Annotated in this window: 25 protein-coding genes and 3 pseudogenes; 8 read left to right on the plus strand and 20 right to left on the minus strand. The window is 67.2% G+C overall.

All coding sequences use genetic code 11. The features are described 5' to 3' along the window. Positions 1–78: 78 nt before the first annotated feature. Positions 79–588 (plus strand): peptide-methionine (S)-S-oxide reductase MsrA, encoded by a 510-nt coding sequence (gene msrA / locus IE325_RS43465; protein WP_190075744.1) that lies wholly within the window; start codon positions 79–81, stop codon positions 586–588. A 68-nt stretch (positions 589–656) separates the two neighbouring features. Here msrA and trxA read toward each other — a convergent pair whose 3' ends face one another. The 7 genes and pseudogenes from trxA to IE325_RS43500 form a co-directional block, all read right to left on the minus strand. Beyond that, positions 657–986: a thioredoxin gene (gene trxA / locus IE325_RS43470; protein ID WP_229912482.1), complete on the minus strand. Its 330-nt coding sequence runs from the start codon at positions 984–986 to the stop codon at positions 657–659. A gap of 102 nt (positions 987–1088) precedes the next feature. Further along, positions 1089–1862 (minus strand): SDR family NAD(P)-dependent oxidoreductase, encoded by a 774-nt coding sequence (locus IE325_RS43475; RefSeq protein WP_190075745.1) that lies wholly within the window; start codon positions 1860–1862, stop codon positions 1089–1091. 184 nt (positions 1863–2046) lie between these two features. Beyond that, positions 2047–3786, minus strand: a complete 1740-nt coding sequence (gene ctaD, locus IE325_RS43480) for an aa3-type cytochrome oxidase subunit I (RefSeq protein WP_190075746.1) — start codon at positions 3784–3786, stop codon at positions 2047–2049. 137 nt (positions 3787–3923) lie between these two features. Beyond that, a complete protein-coding gene (locus IE325_RS43485) occupies positions 3924–5777 on the minus strand; it encodes an AfsR/SARP family transcriptional regulator (protein WP_190075747.1) in 1854 nt (617 codons plus the stop codon). Between the two features lie 444 nt (positions 5778–6221). After that, positions 6222–6893 (minus strand): TetR/AcrR family transcriptional regulator, encoded by a 672-nt coding sequence (locus tag IE325_RS43490; RefSeq protein ID WP_229912484.1) that lies wholly within the window; start codon positions 6891–6893, stop codon positions 6222–6224. A gap of 233 nt (positions 6894–7126) precedes the next feature. Beyond that, entirely contained in the window at positions 7127–7732 is a 606-nt protein-coding gene (locus IE325_RS43495) for a sigma-70 family RNA polymerase sigma factor (RefSeq protein ID WP_190075749.1), read from the minus strand. 522 nt (positions 7733–8254) lie between these two features. Next, a pseudogene (locus tag IE325_RS43500) lies at positions 8255–8356 on the minus strand (IS5/IS1182 family transposase); the annotation flags it as partial. Between the two features lie 566 nt (positions 8357–8922). On the opposite strand from IE325_RS43500, the gene IE325_RS46505 reads away from it, so the two are divergent. Both IE325_RS46505 and IE325_RS43510 read left to right on the plus strand, forming a co-directional pair. After that, positions 8923–9114: a Shedu anti-phage system protein SduA domain-containing protein gene (locus IE325_RS46505; protein ID WP_373315350.1), complete on the plus strand. Its 192-nt coding sequence runs from the start codon at positions 8923–8925 to the stop codon at positions 9112–9114. Positions 9115–9627: 513 nt separating this feature from the next. Next, positions 9628–10370 (plus strand): annotated as a pseudogene (locus IE325_RS43510) (transposase family protein). Positions 10371–10702: 332 nt separating this feature from the next. On the opposite strand, the gene IE325_RS43515 reads toward IE325_RS43510, so the two are convergent. The 3 genes from IE325_RS43515 to IE325_RS43525 all read right to left on the minus strand — a co-directional run bounded on the left by IE325_RS43515 (position 10703) and on the right by IE325_RS43525 (position 13819). Next, a complete protein-coding gene (locus IE325_RS43515; RefSeq protein WP_190075750.1) occupies positions 10703–11839 on the minus strand; it encodes a methyltransferase in 1137 nt (378 codons plus the stop codon). Between the two features lie 343 nt (positions 11840–12182). Next, positions 12183–13529, minus strand: a complete 1347-nt coding sequence (gdhA, locus tag IE325_RS43520; protein ID WP_190075751.1) for an NADP-specific glutamate dehydrogenase — start codon at positions 13527–13529, stop codon at positions 12183–12185. A gap of 110 nt (positions 13530–13639) precedes the next feature. Then, positions 13640–13819: a hypothetical protein gene (locus tag IE325_RS43525; protein WP_190075752.1), complete on the minus strand. Its 180-nt coding sequence runs from the start codon at positions 13817–13819 to the stop codon at positions 13640–13642. Between IE325_RS43525 and IE325_RS43530 the strand changes: the two genes are divergently transcribed. Further along, complete coding sequence (locus IE325_RS43530; protein WP_190075753.1) at positions 13818–14000, plus strand: hypothetical protein; 183 nt, start codon at positions 13818–13820, stop codon at positions 13998–14000. The two genes, IE325_RS43525 and IE325_RS43530, sit on opposite strands and share 2 nt — an antisense overlap. A 196-nt stretch (positions 14001–14196) precedes the next feature. Then, positions 14197–14361 carry a hypothetical protein gene (locus IE325_RS43535; protein ID WP_190075754.1) on the plus strand — a complete coding sequence of 55 codons (165 nt, stop codon included), beginning with the start codon at positions 14197–14199 and terminating at the stop codon, positions 14359–14361. A gap of 200 nt (positions 14362–14561) precedes the next feature. On the opposite strand, the gene IE325_RS43540 is transcribed toward IE325_RS43535, so the two are convergent. Continuing rightward, positions 14562–15344, minus strand: a complete 783-nt coding sequence (locus tag IE325_RS43540; protein ID WP_229912487.1) for an alpha/beta fold hydrolase — start codon at positions 15342–15344, stop codon at positions 14562–14564. Between the two features lie 469 nt (positions 15345–15813). On the opposite strand from IE325_RS43540, the gene IE325_RS43545 reads away from it, so the two are divergent. After that, positions 15814–16362 (plus strand): GNAT family N-acetyltransferase, encoded by a 549-nt coding sequence (locus tag IE325_RS43545; protein ID WP_190075755.1) that lies wholly within the window; start codon positions 15814–15816, stop codon positions 16360–16362. 445 nt (positions 16363–16807) lie between these two features. Here the strand turns inward: IE325_RS43545 and IE325_RS46510 are convergent, their stop codons facing one another. Both IE325_RS46510 and IE325_RS46515 read right to left on the minus strand, forming a co-directional pair. After that, complete coding sequence (locus tag IE325_RS46510; protein WP_229912488.1) at positions 16808–17548, minus strand: MATE family efflux transporter; 741 nt, start codon at positions 17546–17548, stop codon at positions 16808–16810. 133 nt (positions 17549–17681) lie between these two features. Continuing rightward, positions 17682–18071 (minus strand): annotated as a pseudogene (locus IE325_RS46515) (MATE family efflux transporter); the annotation flags it as partial. 451 nt (positions 18072–18522) lie between these two features. Between IE325_RS46515 and IE325_RS46795 the strand changes: the two are divergent. Beyond that, on the plus strand, positions 18523–18648 hold the full coding sequence (locus tag IE325_RS46795; protein WP_268256401.1) for a hypothetical protein: 126 nt from the start codon (positions 18523–18525) through the stop codon (positions 18646–18648). A 183-nt stretch (positions 18649–18831) separates the two neighbouring features. Here the strand turns inward: IE325_RS46795 and IE325_RS43555 are convergent, their stop codons facing one another. The 3 genes from IE325_RS43555 to IE325_RS43565 all read right to left on the minus strand — a co-directional run bounded on the left by IE325_RS43555 (position 18832) and on the right by IE325_RS43565 (position 20822). Then, the gene (locus tag IE325_RS43555) at positions 18832–19347 is read right to left on the minus strand and encodes a HEAT repeat domain-containing protein (protein ID WP_190075756.1); all 516 of its coding nucleotides are present in this window, start codon (positions 19345–19347) and stop codon (positions 18832–18834) included. A gap of 163 nt (positions 19348–19510) precedes the next feature. After that, positions 19511–20119, minus strand: a complete 609-nt coding sequence (locus IE325_RS43560) for a Fic family protein (protein ID WP_190075757.1) — start codon at positions 20117–20119, stop codon at positions 19511–19513. Further along, positions 20106–20822, minus strand: coding sequence for a hypothetical protein (locus IE325_RS43565; RefSeq protein WP_190075758.1), 717 nt, complete (start codon positions 20820–20822; stop codon positions 20106–20108). The genes IE325_RS43560 and IE325_RS43565 overlap by 14 nt, the downstream gene beginning before the upstream one ends. 269 nt (positions 20823–21091) lie before the next feature. Here IE325_RS43565 and IE325_RS43570 point away from each other — a divergent pair, with 269 nt between their 5' ends. Then, a complete protein-coding gene (locus tag IE325_RS43570; protein WP_190075759.1) occupies positions 21092–21703 on the plus strand; it encodes an SMI1/KNR4 family protein in 612 nt (203 codons plus the stop codon). Positions 21704–21772: 69 nt separating this feature from the next. On the opposite strand, the gene IE325_RS43575 is transcribed toward IE325_RS43570, so the two are convergent. From IE325_RS43575 to IE325_RS43590, 4 genes are all read right to left on the minus strand, one after another. Beyond that, positions 21773–22486 (minus strand): VOC family protein, encoded by a 714-nt coding sequence (locus IE325_RS43575; protein ID WP_190075760.1) that lies wholly within the window; start codon positions 22484–22486, stop codon positions 21773–21775. Between the two features lie 806 nt (positions 22487–23292). Further along, positions 23293–24210, minus strand: a complete 918-nt coding sequence (locus tag IE325_RS43580) for a helix-turn-helix domain-containing protein (RefSeq protein ID WP_190075761.1) — start codon at positions 24208–24210, stop codon at positions 23293–23295. Positions 24211–24457: 247 nt separating this feature from the next. After that, positions 24458–25048, minus strand: a complete 591-nt coding sequence (locus IE325_RS43585; RefSeq protein ID WP_190075762.1) for a hypothetical protein — start codon at positions 25046–25048, stop codon at positions 24458–24460. Positions 25049–25287: 239 nt separating this feature from the next. Next, entirely contained in the window at positions 25288–25542 is a 255-nt protein-coding gene (locus IE325_RS43590) for an SCO5555 family protein (protein ID WP_190075806.1), read from the minus strand. Positions 25543–25989 lie beyond the last annotated feature (447 nt).

Raw genomic sequence — 25989 nt, forward strand, 5'->3', positions numbered from 1 at the left:
AAAAGCAACGAGCAACCGGGCCGACAGTCACATGATCAACAGCTTCTGTTAGGACCTCTTACAGAAAGGGGAACACAAGTGGTACCGGCAAAGGAGCATGCCGTGTTGGCGGGCGGATGCTTCTGGGGCATGCAGGAGCTGTACCGCAGATTTCCGGGTGTCGTGGGCACCCGTGTCGGCTACACCGGCGGCGAGGTGGTGGCACCCACCTACCGAAACCACGGGAACCACGCGGAGGCGGTCGAGGTCACCTACGCCCCGTCCAGGACGGACTACCGCAGCATCCTGGAGTTCTTCTTTCAGATCCACGACCCCACCACATTGAACCGGCAGGGCAACGACGTCGGCGTAACCTTCAGGTCCGCCATCTTCTACCTGGACGAGGAGCAGCGACGCATCGCTGAGGCGGTGATGACGGACTCCGACGCGTCCGGACTATGGCCAGGAAAGCTGGTCACCGAGGTTGTTCCGTCCGGCACATTCTGGGAAGCCGAACCCGAGCACCAGAACTACCTCCAGCGTCATCCTGACGCACACATGAGTCAGTACGTCCGGAAAGACTGGAAGCTACCCCGAACACCGGCCTGACCGCCCATGCCTGCCGCGGCGTGTCATGACGAGCGCGGCGGCAGGTGGGTGCGCCTATCCAGACCTGGTTACCTCAGGAACTCCCGCAGGTCCTGCTCCAGGGCCGACTTCGGCTTGGCCCCGATGACCGTCTTGACGACCTTGCCGTTCCGGTAGACGTTGAGGGTCGGGATGGACCTCACGTCGTACGCTTCAGCGGTGCGGGGGCTCTCGTCGACGTTCAGCTGGACGATCGTGATCTTGTCACTGTGCTCGGCAGCCAGCGCTTCGAGGACTGGTGCGACCAAACGGCAGGGCCCGCACCATTCGGCCCAGAAGTCCACGAGCACAGGCTTGCGGCTCTGGAGCACCTCGTCCGCGAAGGTCTCGTCGGTCACGCTTCTCAGATTGCCTGCCATACCGGCTCCTTCGGGTGCGGGCGGCTTGGATCGACGCCTCTGGGCTGCCCCGCCCGGAGCAGGTGTCAGGTGGCAGCCCCGGGCGGGGTGTGAGAGGTACGTCTAGTTGCGGCCCGCCATGACTCCGCCGTCGACGTTGAGGATGGCCCCCGTGGTCCAGCTCGAGGCCGACGACAGGAGGAAGACGATCGCGGAGGCCACGTCCTGCGGAGTGCCGACCCGGCCAAGCGGGTGCAGGCCGCCCAGCTGCTCCATCGCGCCGTCCAACTGGTCAGCGGGGAACACCTTCTCGAACAGGGGCGTCCTGGTGACGGCGGGAGCCACGGCGTTCACACGGATGCCCTCGCCGGCGAGTTCCATGGCGAGGTTGTGCGTGAGAGCGTGCAGGCCCGCCTTGGCCATCGAGTAGGCCGACGACGGTGTCACGGCGAGGGCTTGGTGGGCCCACATGCTGCCCACGTTCACGATGGCGCCGCCCTGACCGCCGGCGACCATGCCCCGGACGACGGTCTGGGTCAGGAAGAAGGTCGCCCTGTTCAGGTCGTGATAGGAGTCATAGTCCGCAACCTCGTAATCGAGGAAGAGCTTGGGCAGGAAGAATCCGGCCGAGTTGACGAGAAGGGTGGCGTCGGGGTGGTCCTCCGCCAACTGCTTCTGCGCCTCGACGACTTGGTCCCGGTCCGCCAGGTCGGCTTCGATCGACCATACGCTGCCGGAGCGCGACAGGCTCGCTACGGCATCGTCTAGTTTCTGACCCGAGCGGCCGACGATGACCGCACTGCCGCCCTCCGCGATCACGTCCTCGGCGGCTTTGAAGCCCATACCGCTGGCGCCGCCGATCACGACGAGTTTCTTGCCTTCGAAGTCCGTGGCCATGCGAATCACTCCTCATTGAGCAGCGGACACTTCTTGTCTGTTACACACTCGACACTGCCACGGCAGCCTCTACGACAGCTCTACAAGGCCTCTACGGCGCCAATGGCATGGCCCAGCCCACCAAAGCGGAGCGGCAGGACACCGTGGTGTCCTGCCGCTCCTGCGGAACCCTGGGGGCAGCCCCTCAGGCGTCCCGGTCGACTGCGCCCGCCTGCTGGTCGGAAGAGAGCAGCTCCCGTTCCCGGACTTCGGGGTGGTGCAGGTCGAAGACCGGGGCATCCGAGCGGATCCTGGGCAGCACTACGAAGTTGTGGCGCGGAGGAGGGCAGGCCGTGGCCCACTCCAGGGACCGGCCGTAGCCCCATGGGTCGTCCTCGGTCACCCTCGGCGCGTAGTGAGCCGTCTTCCACACGTTGTACAGAAACGGAAGCATCGAGAGGCCCAGTACGAAGGCGCCGATCGTCGACACGGTGTTGAGCGCTGTGAATCCGTCCGTCGCCAGGTAATCCGCGTAACGCCGGGGCATGCCCTCGGCGCCCAGCCAGTGCTGCACCAGGAACGTGCACTGGAATCCGACGAACAGCGTCCAGAAGTGCATCTTCCCCAGCCTTTCGTCGAGCATCTTTCCCGTGAGCTTCGGCCACCAGAAGTAGAAGCCCGCGAACATGGCGAAGACGATCGTGCCGAACAGGGTGTAGTGGAAGTGCGCCACGACGAAGTAGCTGTCGGACACGTGGAAGTCGAGGGGCGGCGAAGCCAACAGCACCCCGGTGAGGCCCCCGAGGAGGAACGTGACGAGGAAGCCCACCGAGAACAGCATGGGCGTCTCGAACGAGAGCGACCCGTTCCACATCGTGCCGATCCAGTTGAAGAACTTCACCCCGGTCGGCACCGCGATCAGGAACGACATGAAGGAGAAGAAGGGAAGCAGGACCCCGCCGGTGACGAACATGTGGTGTGCCCACACGGTCACGGAGAGGCCGGCGATGGCGATCGTGGCCGCGACGAGACCCATGTACCCGAAGATCGGCTTCCGGCTGAACACCGGCAGGATCTCGGAGACGATGCCGAAGAACGGCAACGCGATGATGTACACCTCAGGATGGCCGAAGAACCAGAACAGGTGCTGCCACAGGAGCGCGCCCCCGTTGGCCGGGTCGAATATGTGCGAGCCCAGCTTCCGGTCCGCCTCCAGCGCGAGGAGGGCGGCAGCCAGCGTCGGGAAGGCGAGAAGCACCAGCACGGCGGTGAGCAGCACGTTCCAGGTGAAGATCGGCATGCGGAACATGGTCATGCCCGGTGCCCGCATGCAGACGATCGTGGTGATGAAGTTGACCGACCCGAGGATGGTCCCGAATCCTGACAGCGCGAGCCCCGTGATCCACAGATCGCCGCCGATGCCAGGTGACCGCAGGGGGCCGGACAAGGGCGTATAGCCGGTCCAGCCCCATGCCGCCGAACCGCCGGGCGTGAGGAAGCCGGAGAGCACGATCAGCGAGCCGAACAGGTAGAACCAGTAGGCGAGCATGTTCAGCCGCGGGAAGGCGACGTCCGGCGCCCCGATCTGTAGCGGCATGATCCAGTTCGCGAACCCCGCGAACAGCGGTGTCGCGAAGAGCAGCAGCATGATGGTGCCGTGCGCGGTGAACGCCTGGTTGTACTGCTCGTTCGAGATGAACTGGAGGCCCGGCCGGGCCAGTTCCGCCCGCATGACGAGCGCGAAGGCACCCCCCACAAGGAAGAAGGCGAAGGACGTACCCAGGTAGAGGGAGCCGATCTTCTTGTGGTCGGTCGTCGTCAGCCAAGCAACTACGGCAGCGGTTCTGGCCGTTGATCGCGGACGCCCGCTGAGCGGCTCGATCTCTTGGATTGCTGTCACGTCTACCTCTATGCGCCGTGTGCCATCGCCGGCAACCCGTCGCATGCCTCGCGCAATTGACGGGTGTTCGGACTGCTTCGTGCCTCTCGAGTTTTCTGGTGCGGGTCTGCTTCCAGTCGACCAGCGCTCGATCTACAGGCCGTCTACGTCCCATGCAGAAGCGACGCTGATCCCTGACTCCCCTACCGACAGGCCGGTTTTCCCTGGTCGAGGAGCCCCTGCCCTGCCTGCTCCGCCGCGTATGCGGCTACGAGTCGGTTCCAGCTGTACCGGCCCGGGCCGACCTCCGAGATGAGATGCGCCCGGATGAGGCGTGACAGGATCTGGCGGACCCGGCTCTCGGGCCGTCCGGCCAAGTCGGCGACCTGCGATGCCGCGAACATGGGGTCCGGGCATGCGCTCAGGTCGCGGAAAAGCGCGGCCGTCTCCGTGTCGAGCAGGCGGTAGGAGCGGGTGATGGACGCGCGTACATCGAGCGCCTGGTCCTCGTCGCTCGCGAAGGCGTCCAAGGTGCCGCGCTCCGGCGCCTCGTACTCGTCGGCCAGGCTCGTCAGGCGCAGCTGCGGTCGATAGGCCGCGCGTGCGGCGACGTTGGCCAGGGCCAAGGGGAGCTGTCCGGCCAGCCGGATGATGCGGTCGACGGCCTCGGGTTCAGCCGCGGTCCTTGCCGCACCGAGCCGACGCGCGAGGAGACTGCGTGCGTCCGTCTGGCTCAGAGGCATGAGCGTCAGGGGAAGCGCCTGGAACTCGGCGACGAGCGCGTGCAGTTGCATGCGACTCGTGACAAGGGCCATGGAGCCGGTGCCTCCGGGGAGGAGATGCTTCAGCTGGTCCGTACTCCATGCGTTGTCGAGCACGACGAGCACCCGGCGGTTGGCCAGCAGGCCGCGGAACATGAGCCCTCGTGCTCGCGTGGTCTCAGGTATGTCCTTGGGGTGAACCCCAAAGGATTGCAGGAAGCCTTCGAGCACATCCGCGGGATCTCGCGGCGCAGCCTCTGGTCCGGCTCCCTGGAGGTCCGCAAAGAGCTGGCCGTCCGGGAAGCGGTCTGCCAGACGGTGGGCCACGGTGGTGGCGAAAGCCGTCTTGCCGACGCCAGCCAGTCCGCCGACGGTGCAGATGGCCACGGATGACGACGCCTCCGCATCGGCGACCAGGCGCTCCACCTGTTCCTGCTCTCTCTCGCGGCCGACAAGACTCGGCAGAGCGGCTGGGAGCTGGGCCGGGGCGTTGGGCGGCGGGGGTGTTTGCGGCGCGATCTTCGGGCGGTCGGCGCTTCGCGGAAGCTGGAATCGCCCGGAGAGAATGCGCTCGTGGACTTGCTGAAGCTCCGGCGACGGGTTGACGCCGAGGCGCTGGCGCAGCAGGTGACTGGTCGTGTGGTAGATCGTCAGGGCCTCGGACTGGCGACCGGCACCGTAGAGCGCGGTCATGAGGAGACCGCACACGCGCTCTCGAAGCGGGTGCTCGACGAGTAGTGCCGACAGTTCCGCGGCGGCCTCGGCGTAGCGCCCTCTCTCCACCTCGCAGGCGAGTTGCTCCTCGGCGCAGGCCAGGCGCAGCTCGCCCAGGACGCTGCGCTGCTGGCCGGCGAACGGCCCCGGGACCCCAGCGAGGGCCACCCCTTTCCACATCTCGAGGCCCTCGGACAGCAGACCCGCCGCGGCCGCCAGGTCACCGGTGCTGCGCGCCTCCCGCGCCTTTGCCGCCGTTTCCTTGAACCTGTTCAGGTCCAGAGCGTCCGGTTGGATGTGCAGCAGATAGCCCCCGTCGACCAGACGTACGGAGCTGTCACACTGACTCCCGAGCGCCTGTCTGAGCCTGTACACGTAGGTGCGCACGGAGCCCACGGCCGACGGTGGGGCCTCATCGCCCCACACGTCCTCCACCAGCTTCGAGAGGCTCACCGGCCTGCCTGCCCTGAGCAACAGAGAGGCAAGCACAGCGCACTGCCTCGGCTGACCAGCTCCAGCCTCGACCCCCTGTCGATGTAGCCGGACTGGGCCGAGCACTGAGAACTGGATGCCCGCATACATGGTGCCTACCGCCTTTGGGGATCCCTGTGAGGCTTGGCTGCCTCGCTGTCCGCAAGGGACCGCTTATCCCAAACGTACCTCAGATCGGCCCAATTTTCTGGACCAAATAGTCCCCTCTTTGTTGGCCAGGCTCGCTGAACCTCGCACCGCAGGGCTGCCGGAGCGCTTCGCCGCCCCCTGTCAGCATCGATGCGTGTCCACACGGGCACGGATGGTGACGATGGGCCAACCACTCCGCATCCCTCGGGTGTGGATCAGGGCACCCAGCGGCGATCAGGCGCAGTTCCTGGGCCCATCCGGCCCAAGAGGTCGACGGAGAGCGACCTTCATTTTGCGGAGGCCGCCTACCGAGAGGACGGTGAAGGCCAGCCGACAGCGGGACCCTGAGGCAACCGCCTACGGCGCCGCAGCTGACTTCTCGGCGCGGCCTCGCCCCGGACGGCCTTAGCGCCCGCTCGCGCCCTCTTCAGCTGGATTGCCGTCCTCCGAGGGCACGGCATAGGCCTTCACGTGGCCGATCGCCATGTCGAGGGCGATCCTCATGGGTTTGACGTCCCGGGCCGTCTGCGCAAGGAGGTAGCCGCCTTGAAGGGCGGCCATGAGACCGGTGGCGAGCTCTGCCGCGTCCGCGTCGGCACGGAGGACTCCCGAGTCCCTCATCCGCGAGAGCCCGGCCTCGAGCAGCCCTTCCCAGGTGCCGAAGTGCCGGGCGATGGTCTGGCGCGCCTCTTCGTCCTGATCAGCCAGCTCGCTCGCAAGCGAGCCGAGCGGGCAGCCATACGCTCCGTTTCGGAGAGCATTGTTCTCGATCACCGCGTTCCGCCAGCGCTCCAGCCCGCGGAGGGAGCTGAGCCGCCGCAGTAGCTGGTACTGGCGTTCGAGCAGCTCCGCAGCCTGCAACGCGACAACGTCCCGCACCAGCGCATCCTTGTCGGGGTAGTGGCGGTAGAGCTGCGATTTGCTTGTGCCGCTGACCGCCCTGACCTCGTCGAGAGTCGTGAGAGACACGCCCTTGACGTACATCATGTCGGCCGCAGCTCTCAAAATGCGCTCTTGAGTCGCCCGCCCCCGCTCAGTCAACCGGGAGCCGTTCTTGTCGCGCGCCTGTTCCGCCACAGTGACCAGATTACAGGCGCGAACGCTAGCAGGATTTAGAGTGGACCTCAAGGTCCTTTTCTGACCCATCCGGGCTCTCTCCACATCCGACGCGGAGCCATCGCCTGGGCCTCGCCGCCTTGTGCTTCTGAGAGAACGCTGCGGTGGTCAGACACAACGATTCAGCTCCCTCGTCAGTCCACTCACCACGGCACGAACACGTCTCGCCCACGCCTCGGAGAGGCGCACGACCGTCAGGGTGCTTGACCTTCATTCCCGTATTGAGAGAGCAGGCTGCGCAGTTGCTTCCGGCCCCGGTGGATGCGGGACATGACGGTGCCCAAGGGAGTCCCCATGAAGTCTGCGATCTCCTTGTAGCTGAATCCCTCGACGTCTGCCAGGTACACAGCCGTACGGCGGACCGAGGGGACGACGCGGAGGGCCGCCTTGAGGTCTGGGCTGGACAAGTGGAGCAGAGCGGTGGATTCAGCGGACTCGAACGCCAAGTCAGCGTATGCGCCCAGTCGTGGTGGTTGATGTTCTTCGGCGTCTGCCACGAGGTATTGGCGGGGCCGTCGCTGCTCTTTTCGATAGGTGTTGATGTATTGGTTCACGAGTATTCTTCGCATCCAGGCACCGAAATTCGTCCCAGGACGGTACTGATCGAACGACGCGTACGCGCTGGCGTACGCGTCCTGCAAGAGGTCCTCTGCGTCGGCCGGGTTACGCGCCATTCTCCGAGCGGCGGCGAGCAGGGATCGCCGATGCGCCTGCGCTTCCTGCTCAAACCGAGCACGACGTTCGGCACAGCTCTCGTTCGACCCCGCCGCTACGGCACGTCGAGGCGGAGGCGTCGCCACCGGTCCCCTCCTCTCTGCCGCGGTCTGACACGCGGGACCGCCGTCGCAGATTGGTCACCGATGGCGGTTGTTTCTACTGGGTTGGCGACCCCGTGCAGTCCGGTTCTTACTCGCCAGGCCAGCTAGTACTGCAGCAGGATTTCGCTCCAGGGCGGCCCGCTAGAGCTGCTGCTTGCCGCCGAAGGTCGCGTTGCGGATGAGTCGGCTGTTGCGGGTCCAGTAGCAGAGTTGTGCAGCGGTGGGCACTGGCCCGACGAAGTATCAACAGGCCAGACGAGGTCGCCTACTACCTTGCCTACGCACCCCTGGAAACCACGGTCCGAGAGCTTCCCGCTCGCGGTGTCGCTGACCGGCAGCAATCGCAATGACGTCACCCAACTCCTGCCCCTGCTCGACAAGATCCCCCTGCCTGACGGCTCCTGCCACACCCGCATCGGCAGCCTCTCTCTGCGAGTGATCGAGGCCAAGGTCCCTGGCGGTTCTCTGTCCGGCCGGCGGTCCCGGAGTATTGCCGCTGGACGCCAGTCGTCGGAAGCCGTGCAGCCAGGCGTTCGTTCTCTCGACGACGTACCGGAAGATGCCCAGGCCGGAGCCGTGGGGCTGGCCGCGAGCGGCGATGACCGGGCGGTGCGCGGTCGACCGGGCTGGGACCGCTTTGGGCACCTGCGAGCCGCCCGGACATGGGAGGAGTCGATCACCGCCCCCACGGCCAGACCAACGACCATCCAAGCGTAAAGTCACATGATCAACAGCTTCTGTTAGGACGCCCGGAGGTGGAAGATCATGATGCGCGCTGTGTGGCACGCGGACGGCTGGTGGCCCGCCCCGCATCAAGTGAACCGTTCCGACGTCTTTGCCGCTCCGTTGTGGGCCAGCAGAGAGGATGGGACACGTTCCCAAGAAGATTGACGCAGCCCTTCGTAGCCAGGCCGCGCGGTAGGTGACAGAGCACCGTTCGGAGTATTCCTCCGAGCGTGCGCTGCATGTCCAGGTTGCCGAGTCGCTCGGTGTCTCCCGGGAGTCCGTGCGGCGCTGGGTGATGCAGCACGAGATCGACGCTGGCCAGGTTGCTGGTGTGAGCACGTCTCCAAGGAAGTCGGCGGCGCCGTGGCGCAGGTACAGACAAGGCCCAACAACTGGTCAGCGGTCAACTTCATAGGCAGTTCCGGGACGACGGTGCCCCGACCGGCATCGAGGTCTCCACCGTCCGCCCGCGACAGGTGCTCGTGATCGGAAGCCTCAACGAGTTCACCGACGGCGGCGCGGCGAACCCCGAGAAGATGACTTCCTTCGAGCAGCACAGGCGATCCATCCAGGACGTCGAAGTCATCACGTTCGACGAGCTCTACGAACGAGCCTGCTTCATCGTGCAGGACAGATGAAGCACGCCCGAACCGAGCCGGAGACTCCCGAGCTGAGAGCAGCCAGTCCGAACATCCCGGCTGGCTGCTCTCCCCTCGCCAGCCGTCAGCGAGCGTCTCGGGCAATCCGCCGACCGACCGCGGCCCACGTCGGCTCAGTGCTTCTCTCGGGCACGGCTCCCGTCAGGCCATCGAGATGATCAACGGCCTCCCCAGTGATATAGCGAGCGGGATGACCTGCACGATCACCCGCAACCCGGACTTTGGAAACGACCCTGCCTCATGCCTCCCGCGTCGGGCGCGAGAAGACACCGCGGGAGAAGAACCACCTGCTCGTCCTGCCCGGCACGGAAGGCATGAGTGAGTACCGGGACCGGCGCTTCCATCTCATCGCCGCGCTCAAGGGCAGCCCTCTGATCATCTTCGTCGGCCTCGCCACGGGATGCCTCGCCGCCCTCCTCGCCTAAAGCGTGTTGCACACGGCCGTGAGCTGGGCATCTCCCTTGTATGGCTGCGGTTTAACGTGCCGAGCGGGTGTGGGTGGAGACTTCACGGGGCTGCGGGTGACGCAGTTTTCGGGACTGTTGAGGGTAGTGCGGGAGCGCGGCGGCAACGGCACCTTGCGGGGCCGGCCGTGGTCGCTGCCGCTGGCCGAGCGGGTGCTGATGGTGGCCGTGTACTAACGCACGAACCTGACCATGCGGCAGCTGGGCCCGTTGTTCGGCGTTTCTTCCTCCACCGTGTGCCGGGTCATCCAGCGGCTGGGACCGCTGCTTGCGCTCGAGCCCATAGCCCGTCCAGCTGATGCAGCCGACCGGTTGTGGATCGTGGACGGCACGCTGGTCCCGGTCCGCGACAGGCAGGTGGCTGCCTCCAGCCGCAACTACCGCTTCTCCGCGAACGTGCAGGTCATCGTGGACGCCTACACGCGTCTGGTGATCGCGGCAGCACGACCGGTGCCGGGCACCACCGCGGATGCGCATGCCTGGCGGACGTCCGGGCTGAGCGAACACTGCCAGGGCGTGACCATGCTCGGCGACGGCGCCTACCTCAACTGCGGCATGGCGGTCCCGCACCGCAAACGCCCGGGCCGGGCCCTGCTCCCGGGCGAGGAGGAGGACAATGCCGAGCATCGCAAGGTCCGTGCCCGCGTGGAGCATGTGATCGGCCGGATGAAGAACTACAAGATCCTTCGCGACTGCCGCCAGCACGGCGACGGCCTCCATCACGCGGTCCAGGCCGTCGCCCACATGCACAACCTCGCCCTCGCATCATGACCACAAGACCGCCATCACCGGCCCTGACCTGCTCGAATACGGCCTTGTGCAACGCGCTTTAGGCACTGTCCCGCGCGTCATGGGCGGAGCCATAGCCCGGCGGCCCTTGCTGCCGCGCACCTTACGGTGGGCCCCGGAAGCACGCCGGTCCTGGAAGCGGAGGTGGTGATCCACTACGCGACGGTGCAACGTACATTTGCGCCTCGGGCAGCACCGTGAAGTCTCATTTGACGAGGAATCAAGTCATCCCGTGAGCGCTGCGAAGTCACCCACGGGACGTGCTCACCTGGTGAACCGAGAGGCGGGATGCCGTGGCGTGGTTCGGGTGCCGGTCATGGTGTTGTGATCAGGCGCCATAGGGACGTGGTCTCGGCGCTTCGTGCCGTGTGGAGTGGGTCGGTGGCATCCTTGGAGCGTGGGTGCCGAGGCTTGGTGTCGATCTTGTCCACGACACGGAGCCGCGCTGCCTGGATGGCGTCGAGTAGCTGCTGACGTGTCCGGAGGCCGAGGCGCTCTGCCAAATCGGACAGGATGAGCCAGCCTTGCCCGCCCGGCCGGAGGTGGGCGGACAGTCCGGCGAGGAAGCTGTGGAGCATGGTGCTGTCCGGGTCGTAGACGCCTTGTTCGATGGGGCTGGTCGGGCGGGCGGGGAGCCAGGGCGGGTTGCATACGATCAGGTCGGCGCGGCCTTCGGGGAACAGGCCGGGGCCCGACACCTCGATACGGTCGGTCAGCGCGAGCCGGTGGGTGTTCTCCTTGGCGCAGGCCAGGGCGCGTGGGTTGATGTCGGTGGCCACGACGCGCTCGATACCGCGGTGGGCCAGGACCGCGGCGAGGACGCCGGTTCCCGTGCCGAGGTCGAATGCCGTACTGGTGGCGGGGCTGTGCCGCATCGCCGATGGCAGTGACGTGTGGGCGACCAGGTCGACGTACTCGCCTCTGACGGGTGCGAACACGCCGTAGTGGGGGTGGATTCGAGTGCCGAGCGCCGGCACGTCGATCCCTTTCAGACGCCACTGATGAGCGCCGACCACTCCCAGCAGCTCCCGCAGAGCGACGGCCATGGGCCCCTTGGAGGGGCCATAGGCTTCCCGGCACGCCTGGCGGACGTCGGGAGCCCGGCGCAACGTCAAGGTGTGGTCATCGTCCAGCAGCACCAGGAGCTTTCCGAGGACACTGGCGCGGTGACTGCTGCTACGCCGGTGCAGGTGGAAGTTCTCGCTCGGGGACGTGCTGGACCTGGGAGGCCTGCGGTCGATGCGGCGGCTCATCGCCTGCAGGAGTTGCCGGGCGTTGTGGAAGTCGCCTTGCCAGAGCAGAGCCGTTCCTTCGCAGGCCTGTCGGTAGGCGTCGTCGGCCTTCATCCGGTCGTCGGCGACGACGGTGCGCCGGGGAACGGGGGCGGCGTTCACGGAATGCCAACGGGCCGACTGGTGGGTGTGGTTCTCGGTCCAGTGGATGGTGGACACCACGTACTCCTCGTGGTCGAACGTGCGGGGACACGAAGAGCACTTCGACGAGGAGCAGGCTGAATCCACGCCTGTCCATGTGACAGGCGTGTGCGTTGAGGCAGGTGGCCGTTACCGCTCTCGCGTCGAAGCGCAGGAGCGGACGTCCCAGACAACCATGCCGAGCATCAGGGTGAGCCCTTTCGGAGGAGTAGCAGCAGGCTCGCACAGGTGCTGCCTGGCTGCCAAAGACACCCGTCAGGTCGTGATGAGGGCTCAGTGCGGGTGGGCTTCCGGGTACTCAGGCCGACGTTTTCCTTAACCGTTGGTGGAAGGAACGGCACGGCACCGCGTCCCTCGGCGCTCAGACGACTCCCTGAGCCGTCATCGCCTCGGCGACGCGGAGGAAGCCGGTGGCGTTGGCGCCGAAAACGTAGTCGTCGGCATCTCCCCCGTAGGTCTCGGCGGTGGCACGGCAATCGGCATGGACCTGACGCATGATGGCCGCGAGCCGGTCCTCCGTCCGCTCGAAGGTCCAGCTGTCGCGGGACGCGTTCTGCTGCATCTCCAGCGCGGAAGTGGCGACGCCGCCCGCGTTGGCCGCCTTGCCCGGGCCGAAGAGGGTCCTGGCGTCACGGAACACTTCGACCGCGTCCGGGGTGCAAGGCATGTTCGCGCCCTCGGCCACGGCGAGCACGCCGTTCTTCACCAGCGCCACGGCGTCCTGCCGGCTCAGTTCGTTCTGGGTCGCGCAGGGCAGCGCGACCTCGCAGGGCACGTCGAAGACCGAGCCCCGGGCGGAGAACCGCGCGGTCGGCCGGGTCTCCGCGTAGGCGGAGATCCGGGCGCGGCGGACCTCCTTGATCTCCTTGAGCAGCTCCAGATCGAGACCGTCCTCGTCGACCACGTAGCCGGAGGAGTCCGAACAGGCCACCACGAGGCCGCCCAGCGCGTGCACCTTCTCCGCGGCGTACACAGCCACGTTGCCCGAGCCTGAGATCACCACTCGGCGCCCGTCCAGCTGCTGCCCTCGGGTGGCGAGCATCTCCTGGGCGAAGTACACGGCGCCGTAGCCGGTGGCCTCCTTGCGGGCGTGCGAGCCGCCCCACCCGACCGGCTTGCCGGTCAGGACGCCGGCGTCGTACCGGTTGGTGATCCTCTTGTACTGGCCGAAGAGGTAGCCGATCTCGCGGGCACCGACTCCGATGTCCCCGGCCGGCACGTCGGTGTGCTCGCCCAGGTGCCGGTACAGCTCCGTCATGAACGCCTGGCAGAAGCGCATGACCTCGCCGTCCGAGCGGCCCTTGGGGTCGAAGTCCGCGCCGCCCTTGCCGCCGCCGATCGCCATGCCGGTGAGCGCGTTCTTGAAGATCTGCTCGAAGCCGAGGAACTTGACGATGCCGAGGTTGACGCTGGGATGAAAGCGCAGACCGCCCTTGTACGGCCCGAGGGCGCTGTTGAACTCCACCCGGAAACCGCGGTTGACCCGCACCGTGCCCTGGTCGTCCACCCACGGGACCCGGAACATCAGCTGCCGTTCGGGCTCGCACAGTCGCTCCACCAGGCGGGCCTGTACGTACTCGGGGTGCGCCTGGAGCACCGGGCCCATCGTGTGCAGGACTTCCTGTGCCGCCTGGTGGAACTCCGTCTCGCCGGGGTCCCGTCGGCAAAGGTTGTCGTAGACGGCCTCGATGTGGGCGCTGACGTCCATGTGCGTGGTCTCTCTTCACTCAGGTGCGGGCCGGACGTATGCCGTCCGGATGCTCGGTTGATCGCGATGGCGGCGGACACCCACCACCACGCGTGAGCGCACCGAATTACTCACCGAGGCAGCGCTCCACAGCGCGGCCCGGACGCGAGGCGCGTGACGGTCTCGTCCACCGTGCGTCCGTTCTGGGTGATGTCGACGGTGGTGACGCTCACCATCAGCGCCAGGCCGTGATCGTCGATCCACCAGTTCGCCGTCGGATTGCGGATGCTCAGCAGGTTCAATATGCGCATGGACAACGTGTTGTGGAACAGATTGTCGGCCGAGGCTCAGCTGGAGATTGACAGCCTTGTTTCCGCTGGTCGCAATGTGCAGGCCATCGCGGCGATGCGGGAACACGTCGGTGTGCCGCAGCCTGAACTGCGTGAGTGCGTTGATCTTCTGTCGCAGCGGTCCGCCGCGCTGCGGGAGTAGATGATGAGGCCGTACGCCGTGCGGTTGATCATCTATTGCACCAGTTTGGGTTGAGTCGCGGGGCGGCACCGGCTCATGAGGTCGATTGAGTTGGCCGAAGAGCCCGTCCTTCCACCAGGCGGTCACCGCTCCCGTCGCGGCGGCCCAGAGTCACTAGCCGACTCCGCTCGTCAACCTGTCGAATCTCCAGCAGGGCATGTCCGGTCACCACGCGAGCCCGGATTCGGTTCAGCAGGGCACCCTCGTCAATGACAGCGCGGGTGCGGTTCTCGTCGATGCCGAGAACGTACGGCAGGGCATCCCCCTGGTGCTCCTCAGCCCGCATAACGTCAACCGTGACCACTTCATCAACCGTGGCTAGGCGCATACCGGCTGGGCACGGACGGGCGCCGTGTGGCGTCGACCGCGCCGCTGGCGAACGCCCAATGCGTGGGGCAGGGCGCTGCGGTCGTGTTGTTCGAACACGACGCGCAGTACGCCGACCGCAGGTCACCGGATCGAAGGCTTGGCGACTGGAGGTGGCATCGCCGCATCCGCAGCAGCGCAGCAGGGACTGATGCCTCAGCCGGTGGTCGCGGACAGCAGTAGGCGGGCAATCCGACCAGGATCGTCGGACATGGGTGAGTGCCCGCAGCCGTTCAGCCGGACATGGCGGGCTCCGGGCAGGAGCGAAGCCGCGCGGCGGGCCTGGTACCGGGGTGTCAGGAAGTCCCGGGTGCCCCAGGCGACCGTGACGGGGACGCCGGGGGTGAAGCCGGTCAGCCGGTAGGCGCGGGCTGCCCGGCGTGTGGCTTCGAAGCCGGGTGAGCGGGTCAGGGTGCGCAGGGCGCCGTCGGCTGCCTGCGACGTCATCTGCCAGGGACGCGCGACGAGTTGCCAGAAGGCGAGTGTGCGGCCCAGCGGGCTGCCGGTCACCCGCGCCGTGCGGTGGCCGAGGGTCTGCGCGATCGTGCGCGCCATCCGGAGCGATCCGAGAGCGTAGGCGGCCTCGGGGCCGGTCCACAGGCCGATCGGCGACAGGGCAACGGCGCTGCCGACCGCCCCGGCCCGGGCGAGTTCGAGTGCGACGGCCCCGCCGAGTGAGTTGCCAACGGTGGACGGGCGCGTCAGGCCGGCCGTGGAGAACCACTCGGCGATCTCGGCGGCCAGTGCCTGGACGGTGGGCGTGGTGCCGCCCGGTAGCGGTGGGCTGTCGCCGAATCCCGGCAGGTCGACGGCCACCACCTCGCGTTCATGGGTCAGCAGGTCGATGACGGGCGCCCAGCCCTCCCGGTCCAGCTGCCGGATCACCACTAGGGTCGGCCCCGTGCCGCGGCGGCTGCTGGCGAGCTGGATATCCGGCATATGCGAACTATATGGTCATATCCAGTGGTCGCACGAGACTGATCGGGTCCTCCGCGCGGCGGCGAGACGCGGGCCCGCGGGTGCGGAGGTGCGCCGGGCGCCTTTTTGTGTCAACGCGGGATCTCCACCCGAGCGCAGCCATGTTTCAGCAGGTCAGCGAATTCCGTCGGTTCCTCGTACCGACGGAGCGGTGCTCCTGGATCTGAGCAGGTCGTTCCGGGAGCTACGGCCACCGCGCTCGGCTCGGGCCAGAAGTTCACTCAGGTCTTCCGGTAGTCGTGGCCATGTCCTGGCGGAACGGATCGCCGGAGAGTGCCCGCCGGGATCAGGACGGTACCGAGATCCGTCTCGGTACCGTCTCCGCGACGACGCTCACCCTTTGACCCGCCCCACGGGCACGGAAGACAGCGGACGGCTGGCCGAGAAGGCCATCCAGCCGTGCGATCCGCCAGGCGGTAGGTTGCCCGTCATGACCGAACTCGGGCCCACCGCCTGGCCACCTGCCCCGATAAGGACCGACCGGCTCGTGCTCCGCGAGTCCGAGGCCCGCGACCGCGCGGCGTTCATCGAACTCTTCGCCTCGCCGGAAGTGGGCACCTACGTCGGTGGCCCTCGACCCCGCGATGAGCTTGAGCGCTCGGTGCCCGAGCTGCCTGGGCGGCGCCCCGGCCTCTTCGTGATCGATCTTGCCGGAGCGATGATCGGCATGATCACGTTCGATCAGCGCGACGCAGAGCGGCCGGGTCGTGTCCGTCCGGATGCCGGGGAGGCCGAGCTCGGCTACCTGTTCCTGCCGGAGGCGTGGGGATTCGGGTACGCCGCCGAGGCGTGCACGGCAGCACTCGGCTGGTTCGCCGACGCACGTCCCGGCGAGCCGGTGGTGCTCTGCACCCAGACCGCCAACGACCGCGCGATGCGCCTCGCCGCGAAACTGGGCTTCACCGAGGTGGAGCGATTCGAGGAGTACGGCGCCGAGCAGTGGTTCGGCGTGTGGTCCTCGGCCACGCCGACGGTGTAGCTGTTGATGATCAGGCCGGTGCAGTTGGCGCCGTTGTATCCGAAGCACAGCCGGGCCTTCGCGCCCGAGTGCTGGTTGTTGAAGACCCACTTCTTGCCGTACTGGTTGTTCAGGTTGTGGGCGCCGTACTCGTAACAGCGGTGGCTGGGCTTGCCGGCGTTCCAGTCGGCCTCGTTCTGGTACATACAGACGTAGCCGAGCTTGCAGCCCGCGTAGTCCCCCTGCGGCGCTGCCTGTACACCGGCCTGCGCGGTCGCGGCGGTGGCGGCGAGAGTCCCGGTGGCCAGCGCCAGGGCCACGGCGGTCCGCTTGATCTTCTTGAGCATCGTTTCCCCCTTTCGGTCCCGTGTGGCGTGAACCTCGCAGGTGCGAGGTTGACTCGTCGGCTCCCTGACGGCTCAGTGACGAGGGCGCACACCGTTGTTGAACCCTTGCAACTCCCCACCTAGCCGGGCTGTTGGGCCGCGAGGCGTCGGCTGTGCCGGTGGAAGAGGACAGCCTTGGTGATCGCCTGGAGGAAATTGGCGCAGATCAAGGCGGACCACAGGCCGGTGAGCCCAGCCGCGTCGGCCACCGGGACAGCGCTCAGGCAGAGCAGGCCGAAGAAGACGGCGGTCGAGACCAGGCTGGGGAAGGTCCGCTTCAGTCCGAGCATGCCGAAGCCGGCGATCGCTTGAAGGGCGTCCGTGAGCACGACGGCGAACACCAGCGGGAGCTGTTCCTCCAACTGCGGCCTGAGTGATGGGTCGTTACTGAAGAGGGGGACGATCCAGTGGCCGAAGACCACGAGGACCAGGCCAAGGGTGCCGACGCCGCACAGAGCGACGCCACCGCCGGCGAGGACGCTGCGGCGCGCCTCGGCACCATCGGCGTCGCGTGCCGCGCCCGCCACGACGGGGACGGTCGCCTGTCCGATCGCCACTGCGAGGGTGTAGATCAGGTTGACCAGGGTCTCGGACACGCCGTGCACGGCGGCCTGTTCCGTGCCCAGTCGGGCTGCGGCGAACGTCAGCACGCCGAGGACCACGAACTTGATCAACACGGTTCCGGCGAGCGGGATACCGACCCGGGCCAGCCGGAACACCTGCGGGAGGTCGGGACGGCCAGGGCGCAGGGACCGGCCGGCCAGCACGGGCAGCCGGTGCAGGGCCAGTTGGGCCCGGCAGGTGGTGACGAGGCTGGACACCAGCAATGGCGATGCCCGCGCCGTTCAGGCCCATGGCCGGTAGCGGGCCGGTGCCCGCGATGAGCCCGACGGACAGCAGCACTGCGACCGCGGTGCCGACGAGTCCGGCCCGCATGACGAGCTTGCCCTGGCCCAGGGCGACCAAGACGGAGACCGCGGAGGCACCCACCGACGTCGACAGCACGGCAATGGCCAACAGGTAGGGGAACAGCCTGAGTTGATCGAGCGTGGACTCGGAGACGCCGGTTGCCCGTCCGATCACCGGGACCCCGGCCACAGCGAGGGCGCCGAGCACACCGACGATGAAGCCCAACCACATGCCGTTGCGGACCAGGGGTGCCATGCCGTCGGGGTCGCCCTCGTATCGGCTGACGTACGGCATGACGCCGCGCAGAGCGCCGGTGACCGCGGCAGTGGCCGGGCTGTAGACCGCGATGGTCACGGCGAACGCGGCGAGCGAGGACGTCGCGTGTCTGCCGAGCAGAGCGGTGTCCACCAGGGCTCCGGCGGACGAGGCGACCATGGTGAGGTAGAGGGGCAGTGCGTTTGTGCCGATGCGGATGAAGGGGGTCTTTCGCCGCTCGGTCGTGGTGGTTTCGGTCGTGGGACTTCCTGTGGGCTCGGCCCCAGGGGCTGGCGTCTGCTGCGCATGCTGCGGTGCAGCGCCACCCGTATCACCACGCTTGCTCAGGCCGTCCTCGCCTCTGTTGACGGTCAACTCGTCCCCCGCCCCTCCGTGTTCAGCTAATCCCCCAGTGTGGCGTTCCTTCTGTCGCACCTGACTTCACCCCTGAGGCGACAGCGTCGAAGGTGAAGCCGCCATCGACGTCAGCCGCATGGCATGGGCGCCAATCGCAGGGACCAGACCGTGCATTCGACTCATCATCCTGTCGAGGAGGTCATCGAGGTCGGGGCGCGTCAGGTCCTGTGGGCCGTCGCGCCGGGGGACGGCATTCACCTATGCCGAGGACCCCGTGTCGCACAACGCCTATGCCGTGCTGGTGAGCGAGAACCGGGATAGGTTCGAGCAGGTACTGGAGATCGTCCTCGACGAAATCATGCCGTGGCAGCGCAGTGCACTTTTGTCGTCGATCGAGTAAGCCGGTGACGAACTTGCTCGTGCCAGGGAGGCCACCCTGCATGGCGACCCGGAGGAGAAGTTGCGCAGCGACGCGGTCGCGGTTCTGGCCGGCTTTGACTCGAAGGGTGTGCAAGGCCCGTAATACAAGGCCCATGACAGCAGCAGCACGCCCGGGAGCACAGCCTAGTCGCTGCCATTGTGCCTACGTCCTCTGAAAATCATTGAGCAGGTCGCGGGCGGATTGCCGTACGCGTTCGTCGGGGTCCTGGGAGGCCAACTCCCGCAGGAGGTCGAGCGATTGCGGCCACTCCAGGTAGGTGGTCGACCAGGCGGTGGCATTCCTGACGAAGGGATCGGGATCTTGCGCCGTCTCGGTCAGGATGCGGAAGAGCCCGGCGTCGAATTCGGGCCCGGCCGCGAGTGCGACACGTAGGATCGCGGGAATTCTCCCCTGGGGGTCCTCGGCCATGTCGGGGCCGGCCAGCACCTCTTCTCTCGACATGACCGGTACGAAGACGGACATCCGGTGCGCGAGGTCCGCGACCTGTTCGCCGTCGGCGCCGAACGCGATCAGGACGCACGCCTTTGTGGTCATGTCCTCCACCAGACTCAGCCAGAGGGCCGACGCCGGCGACCAGGTTCTGAACACCATGTAGGCGGCGGACTCCTCGCCCTCGTTGGTCTCGACGAGGCGCCATTCACCGGCGCTCGTCACCATTTCCACGGATTCCCGCCCCGCGGGAGGGCGTACCACCATCCGGACGTCGTGCTGGTCAGCCATGCCTCAACCTCACCTTGAGAGCCGCTCGTCGGCGGTGTGCTTGCGGCCATTCTGAACCCGCCAGGCGGCCACCCTGAGGCGGTCGGGTCGGGCAACTGCTTCAGGATCGGCGGCGGTTGAGAACGCCGATGAGAGTGGCCAGGTCGGCCGCGCCCACGGGGTCGTCCGCATAGCGGGTGGTCTGGAGGGGGCCGACCTCCGGAAGGACGATGTCCTCGCGGGCCAGGACGTGGACCAGGGTCAGCAGGGCCGCGCGGGCGTTGCCGTCGGCGAAGGGGTGGAAGAACGCCACGTCGAGGTACACACGGGCCGCACGGGCTGCCAGCGGGACCTCTGGGCCGGTCGCCTCACCCAGGCAGGCGGTGAAGTCGGCCCGGGTGCGGGGAGTCAGGCCGTAGCGCTCACGGCCGCCCTTCGCGTAGGCGTCGTTCGCGCGGAAAGGCACCTCGGCCTCGCCGAGAATCTCTCGCTGCCAAGCGGCCAGCCGGGCGAAGTCCAGCGGGGCTCTGCGTGCGGCATCGGCGCGGGACAGGGTGTGGGCGGCAAGCAGACGCTTCGCTCGGACGGGGTCGCGTCGGTGCACCGGCCCTTCGCACCAGGCCCGGAAGCCGTCGCTCGCAGGTGGAACGCGCTGCAGGACTGGTGCTCGGTGCCAGTCGATGTCTCGGCGCACGCGCAGCCATATCGAAAGGCTGTCAGCAGCGGTCATGGAAATCCTCCAGGGCCTCACGCTCACGGTGGCCCCGATAAGGGGGATGACCGGTGAGGCCGACGGCAAGGTCGTCACCCACGGATTCGATCACTGTCCGTTCTGGGGTGACCCAGCTCTCGAACCGGCCCCCGATCGCGTTCTCCACCGCCTCCTCGGCGTCCTCCAGGCCCATGCCGGTGCTGGTGAGGAACCAGCGCAGGACCTGCGTGGCCAGTCCGTGCCAGCCACCCTCGGCTCCGGAGTCCAGGACAACGGTCACGAGCCGGACGCAGGCCCGCTCCAGATGCCAGCTGCGATCTTCGGGAGATGCTTCGGGTGGCGGCGCCAACTCGGCGAATCGCCAGGCCATTTCCTCCAGCCACTGGCGCCATTCCAGCAGCGCGGCCACGGCGCGGGCCGCAGTCTCATCAGGGGTGGTCACGGAGCTTGGCCCGGTGACCCAGCTGCCGATGGGCCCGCCGTACCGGTAGCACCAGTTCCATCCTTGGGCCCAGTTCCCATAGCGATCCCGGATGATCGCGTCCACCTGGTGCTCACACCAGCGTTCGCCCTCCCACCAGCCCTCCATGCCTGAGAGCACGGGTGGCACCCACTCGCGAACCAGCGAGCCGAGATGGGCTTCCTCGTCCGCGTCCCAGGGGAACGGGTGGCGGGCCGGGTCGAGATCGTCCCAACTCCGAAGTTGCCTGGCAGGCGGCACGAGGTTCTCGGGGAAGGGCAGGGAGTCTCGGTTGTATGTCAGCGCTGGCCTGCTCTTTCTGTCCGCTGCGATCTGCGGTCCCAGTTTCGGTCCGCGGGCCCCTGGGGGCGAATGGTTTTCACGCCGGAAACATGTGCACCCGCCGAGGTGGTTGATGTGGTGGAACCACAGCGGGGACAGTCGGCGACGGGATCCGCCGTAAAGTACGGCCCTATACGATCTTGGCCGGACGTGAAAGACCGCGCCGGGCACACATCATCGAGGAACTCATGACTGACTATCTGGCTGCCGCGATGGCGATGCTCGGCCCGGCTCAGAACCGCTATGCGGATCCGACTGCTTGGGACCGTCTCCAGGCAGAGCTCGGCATACAACTGCCTTCCGACTACAGATTTCTCGTGGACGCGTTCGCCCCCATTCAGATCAACGGGCATCTTTACCTCTCCCACCCCGCGACCGAGTGGTGGAACCTGGGCCGAGACATCCGTAGCGGGATCAAGGCGTGGTCCGAGGTGCCATGGGACGACCTCGACCTCGACGCGGATGAGGACCCCCGCCAGCTCTTCGGACTCGCCGAGCTGAGCTTCGGTACCCGAAACGGGTTGTGGCCGATCGCCAGTACCGACCGTGGAGAGACCGTCTTCCTGCTCGCTGCGACCGATGCCGAAGCCGATACCCCGAGATTCCTGGTGAACTTTGACGAAACCTGGGTAGAGCACCGCATCAGCTTCGCGGAATGGCTCTACCGCTACCTCATCGGCGAAGACATGACCGGGCCCAACAGCGCGGCCTTTTATCCTGGCCCTGTGCAGTTGCAGCATCTTCCGATGTCCGCTGATGAACGCCCCGAGCCTTGGTACGGCCCAGACCGCGGCATGTGAGACGCCACACCTCTGCCGCATCGCCCCACGCGGCCACCGACTGTGCTGCTCAACCCGTTGGGTGATGCTTCACCGGCGCCCGAGCACACGGAACTTGTTGCCGTCAGGATCTGCCAGCAGCACTGCGCCGTCCCCACCGTCGGCGGAGTCAAGGCGCTTCGCCCCGAGGGAGAGCAGGCGCTCGACCTCCGCTTGCTGATCGTCGTCCGGCACGAGGTCGAGGTGCATGTCCCTGCCGGGATCCGGCATGAGCGGCGGACCACCCCACGTGATCTTCGTACCACCGTTCGGTGACTGGATGGCGGTCTCCTCGTCCTGGTCCCAGACCAGCGGCCAGCCCAGCGCCTCGCTCCAGAAGTAGCCCACGGTCTGCGAACCATCGCAGGCGAGCGCTCCGATGAAGCCGCAGCCCGCGAGGAAGGCGTTGCCCGGCTCAAGGACGCAGAACTCGTTGTCCTCGGGGTCGGCGAGCACCACATGGGACGCGTCCGGTCCCTGGCCGACGTCAGCGTGCCGCGCACCGAGGTCGAGTGCCCTGGCCACGGTCTCCTGCTGGTCCTCCAGGGAGGAGCTGGTCAGGTCGAAGTGCCGCCGGTTCGGGGCGACCCTCTGCACCTGGGAGGTGCGGAAGCCGAGATGGTAACCGGCGTCGTTCCCGGACAGCAGGGCTACGCCGTCGTAAGAATCGTCGGTTCTCTCCAAACCCAGGACGCCGGACCAGAAATGCGCCAGGTGCTCAGGCTGGTGCGCGTCAAAGGAGATTGCGAAGAGTCGGCTGCTCATTGCGCCACGCATCCTCGGTCCGCTGAATGCCAGCTGTCGGCAGGGCGCCCTGCCGGCGCCTCGAACGAGGATCCTATGGGCAAGTCGGCCTTATCGTCAGCCGAGTATTCGCGGCCCCAGAGCCGGAGCCGCGCCCTTCGGGGTTCGGGCTGCGTCGAGTTGATGACGTTGACGGCAGTGGCGGGGCTGCGTATTGGAGGCGGACCCTTGGGCAGGCCGCGGTAACGGGCCCAGCGCAGGCCGGTTCGGTGCGGGCCAGCTGGACGACGATGACATCGCGGCCGTGCTGTCGGACGCGGATCCAGCGGACTCTGTGTGTGGGCGGGCCCATTGGCAGCGGAGGCAGGTCCATCCCAATGGGCGCCGGCAGGGCCGGGACAGGACCAGTCACGACACAGTGGACTGACTGACTGGCCGGACCGAAGAGAGACGCGATGGGAAGCCAGGTGATTTCCGTTCAGTCGCCCATCGAATTTGGGCCGTCAGTGGCTTCTGTAGCCTGCTGACAGCTGTGTGTCGGGGGGAGCTGACGTGGAGAATATCGAGCGCATCAAGGGCCCCGACTTCCCGACGGGCGCCCTTGTGGTGGGCCGCTACCTGTTGTGCGGCGACGACACCGTCGATCTCGCCGCCGCTCTCGCGCGTCGGTCTGGAGTTCCCGGCCCAGCGAGGGCAGGGACGATCTCAGGGCCGAGCACAGGGAAACGGAGGATCTGCTGCGCCGCTTCACCCATAAGCTGCGGCAGGAGATCGCCAGGACGTAGTCCCAGTTCCGGGCCTGTATCGAGCGGCGGCGCACGGGACCATCAGCCCGCCCGGACCAGGAAACGCTGATCCGCCGCGCCGGTGCAGCGTTCCTCGATCGCCTCGGCGCCCGCGGTGGTGTCGTTGTCGACGATGCCGATGCATCCGCTGCTGGTGGTCGGACGCAGACGGAACGCCCGGGCAATGGGTTCCAGACGGAAGGCGGTGCCCTGCGCACAGTTCCGGCGGGGTTCGAGCATGCCCTTGATCTGGTCCTCCCCCATCACCGTCAGGCATCCCTTTCCCATCCGGGGATGGTGCCACTGGATGCGGTAGAGCCCCGCACCCATCGGTTCGAGATAGGTGCGCGGCACGGGGGCCTGCGCACAGGGGAGTTGGACGGCTACGGCGCTGTCGTAGGCACCTTCGCGATCGCGTCCGTCGGTCAGGCAGAGGTCGGGCGTACGGGCGGGGCGGATGGTGACCCAGCCGTCGGCGGGAGCGTGTGAGGAGAGGTCAGGAGATGTCGGTGTCTCTGGTTCGTCGGAGTCGCCGGGGAGCAGTCCCCAAGCGGCCAGGGCCAGCAGTGGGAGCGTGAGCGCGGTCGCGGCGGCTGTGCGGGTTCTGGTCCGGTGGGGCCGCGCGATCGTAGCCGCCCCGGTCTGTGGCTGCGCAACGGTTTCGAAGTCGCGCGGCGAGACGGGCGCGGCAGTCGTGTGTACGGCGGCGAGGCGGTCCCTGGCGTCCAGCCAGGCGTCGACCCGGTCACCGTCGCCGCAGGCGCGTACGAACGCGGCCAAGACCTCGGGACGCGGCAGGCCCGTCCGGCGCAGTACGTCGGCGAGCGTGCTGCGCGCCAGGACGTCACCGTTGCGGGCGGCTCGCTCCTCCAACTCGCGATACGTCAGTCCGGAACGTTCCTTGAGCCGTTGCATCGACGCGATGAAACCGGCGGCGTCCCGGATTTCGTGCGGCGACACGTCTTCATACGATGGTGGTAACTCCCCCAGGTCCCCCATGAGCTGACATCCTGCCCCGGCCGTACCGGGCAGACAACGGCGTATTCCGCCAAGGCAGACGGCAGACCGGGGTGCCGCTTCGCTCGCTCCTCCTGCCCGAGGGCGGCACCCCTGCTACCAGGGAGTGCCGCCCTCGGTCGTACGCGGAATGGTGGGCTGTCAGGCGGACGGCGGGCGGGGACCGCCGATGGCCCGGGGCCGGAACACGTCAGAGAACGCTGCAGGACTTGCTCTGCCAGCGGTTGCCGTAGCGGTCGCCCCAGCTTCGGATGCACCTCTCGACCGAGAACGTGTGCTTCACGCTCGCGGCCTCCACCGTGCCGGCCAGGTTGAACTTTTCGACGCCGATGGCGTATTTGTTGTTCCACACCGTCCGGCCGACCGTGGAGTGGGACTTCTTACTGAAGATCACCGTGCCGGGGCCGACGTTCTGCACATAGGCGTTCATGACGGCCATGCGCCACAACGTGCCATTGTTGTCGCACCACTTCCCGGTGTAGCCGAAAGCGGCGAACTCGAATTCGCCGGGGAACGGCCAGTTGGTGACCGAAAGCGAGTCATTGAACTGCGCGCTCCAGCACTTGGGCGCGGCGGCACCCGCTGCCGGCTTGGTGGAGGGGGAGCCGCCCGAATTCACGTACTCATCGACCGAGATCGGCCGCGGAGTGGTGTGGCTGCTGCCGGTCAACTTGACCACCGGCTTCGGTGCGGGCTGTGCTGCCGACGCGGTTGCCGTGGGCAGTCCCGTGGCGACGGTCGCCGCCAGGAGGGACACGATCGCTGCCGTGGAGCGGGTCATTTTCATGAGAACCCCAGTCGTTGTCTGCGGAGCTTTCGAACGGTTGCCGTCCGACGCAAATGCTGGGGTGATCCGGAGATCCCGGAAAAGGGAAAACGCCTGTCCCGGACGTGTCCGGACGTGTCCGGGACAGCCGGGACAGACAGGACGAGGCTCGCGAGGAAAGTCGGCGGCGGCGACGGCGCATTCGCGGCGATCTCCGTGGGTGAGCCGTACTCCACTGGTATCAGGACTACTGTTCAGCGCTCTTCGTCGGGGAATCGTCCCTCGTCGAGGTCCGCCATGAACGTTCCGAGACGCCTTGCCGCGTCGACTGCATCGTGCTTGGCCGCGGCGGTGATGACCAGCAGTTTCCGGGTCAGCGCCATCCGTACGGACTCCGGGACCTGGAGTGCGCGCACCCTGGCGTGCGCTTCCTTGAGTAGCACCGCGACCAACGCGAAGTGCTGGTGCTGACTGTCCCGTTCGACCTCAGGAGACGGGGAGCCGAGCAGGTCGACGATTCGTGTGATCGAGTCCAGAACCGATTGTCCCGCAGCCCCGACTCGCGATGCGACCGCGGCCACCGCGAGCAGGGCTGGGCGTATGTCCTGGGATGCGGTGGCGGCTGTGAGGGCCGGCAGGTGTTCGTCGAGGACTAGAGCGGTGTCCGGTGGGACCAGGTCACGCAGTTCCGAGATCAAGTGGTGTAGTTCCTGGAGTGTCACGATCAGGTCGGCGGACGCCGGTGCCGAGCCGACAGCGCCGGCTTGGTGCTTGACGATGCCCGTGTTCGCGTGACCGCTGCGCATGGCTACACGGTCGCCGTAGAAGTAGTTGCCCGCGCCCGCGCGTTCACTGCCACTCACGTGGAGGGGCAAGGTCGAACGGCGCCGGTAGTCCGCCTGGACTTGACTCTGCCACCGGGTCATGGACTCTTCGAACGCGCGACGTGCTGCCTT

It is taken from the genome of Streptomyces lanatus (genome assembly GCF_014655715.1).
Lineage (GTDB): Bacteria > Actinomycetota > Actinomycetes > Streptomycetales > Streptomycetaceae > Streptomyces > Streptomyces lanatus.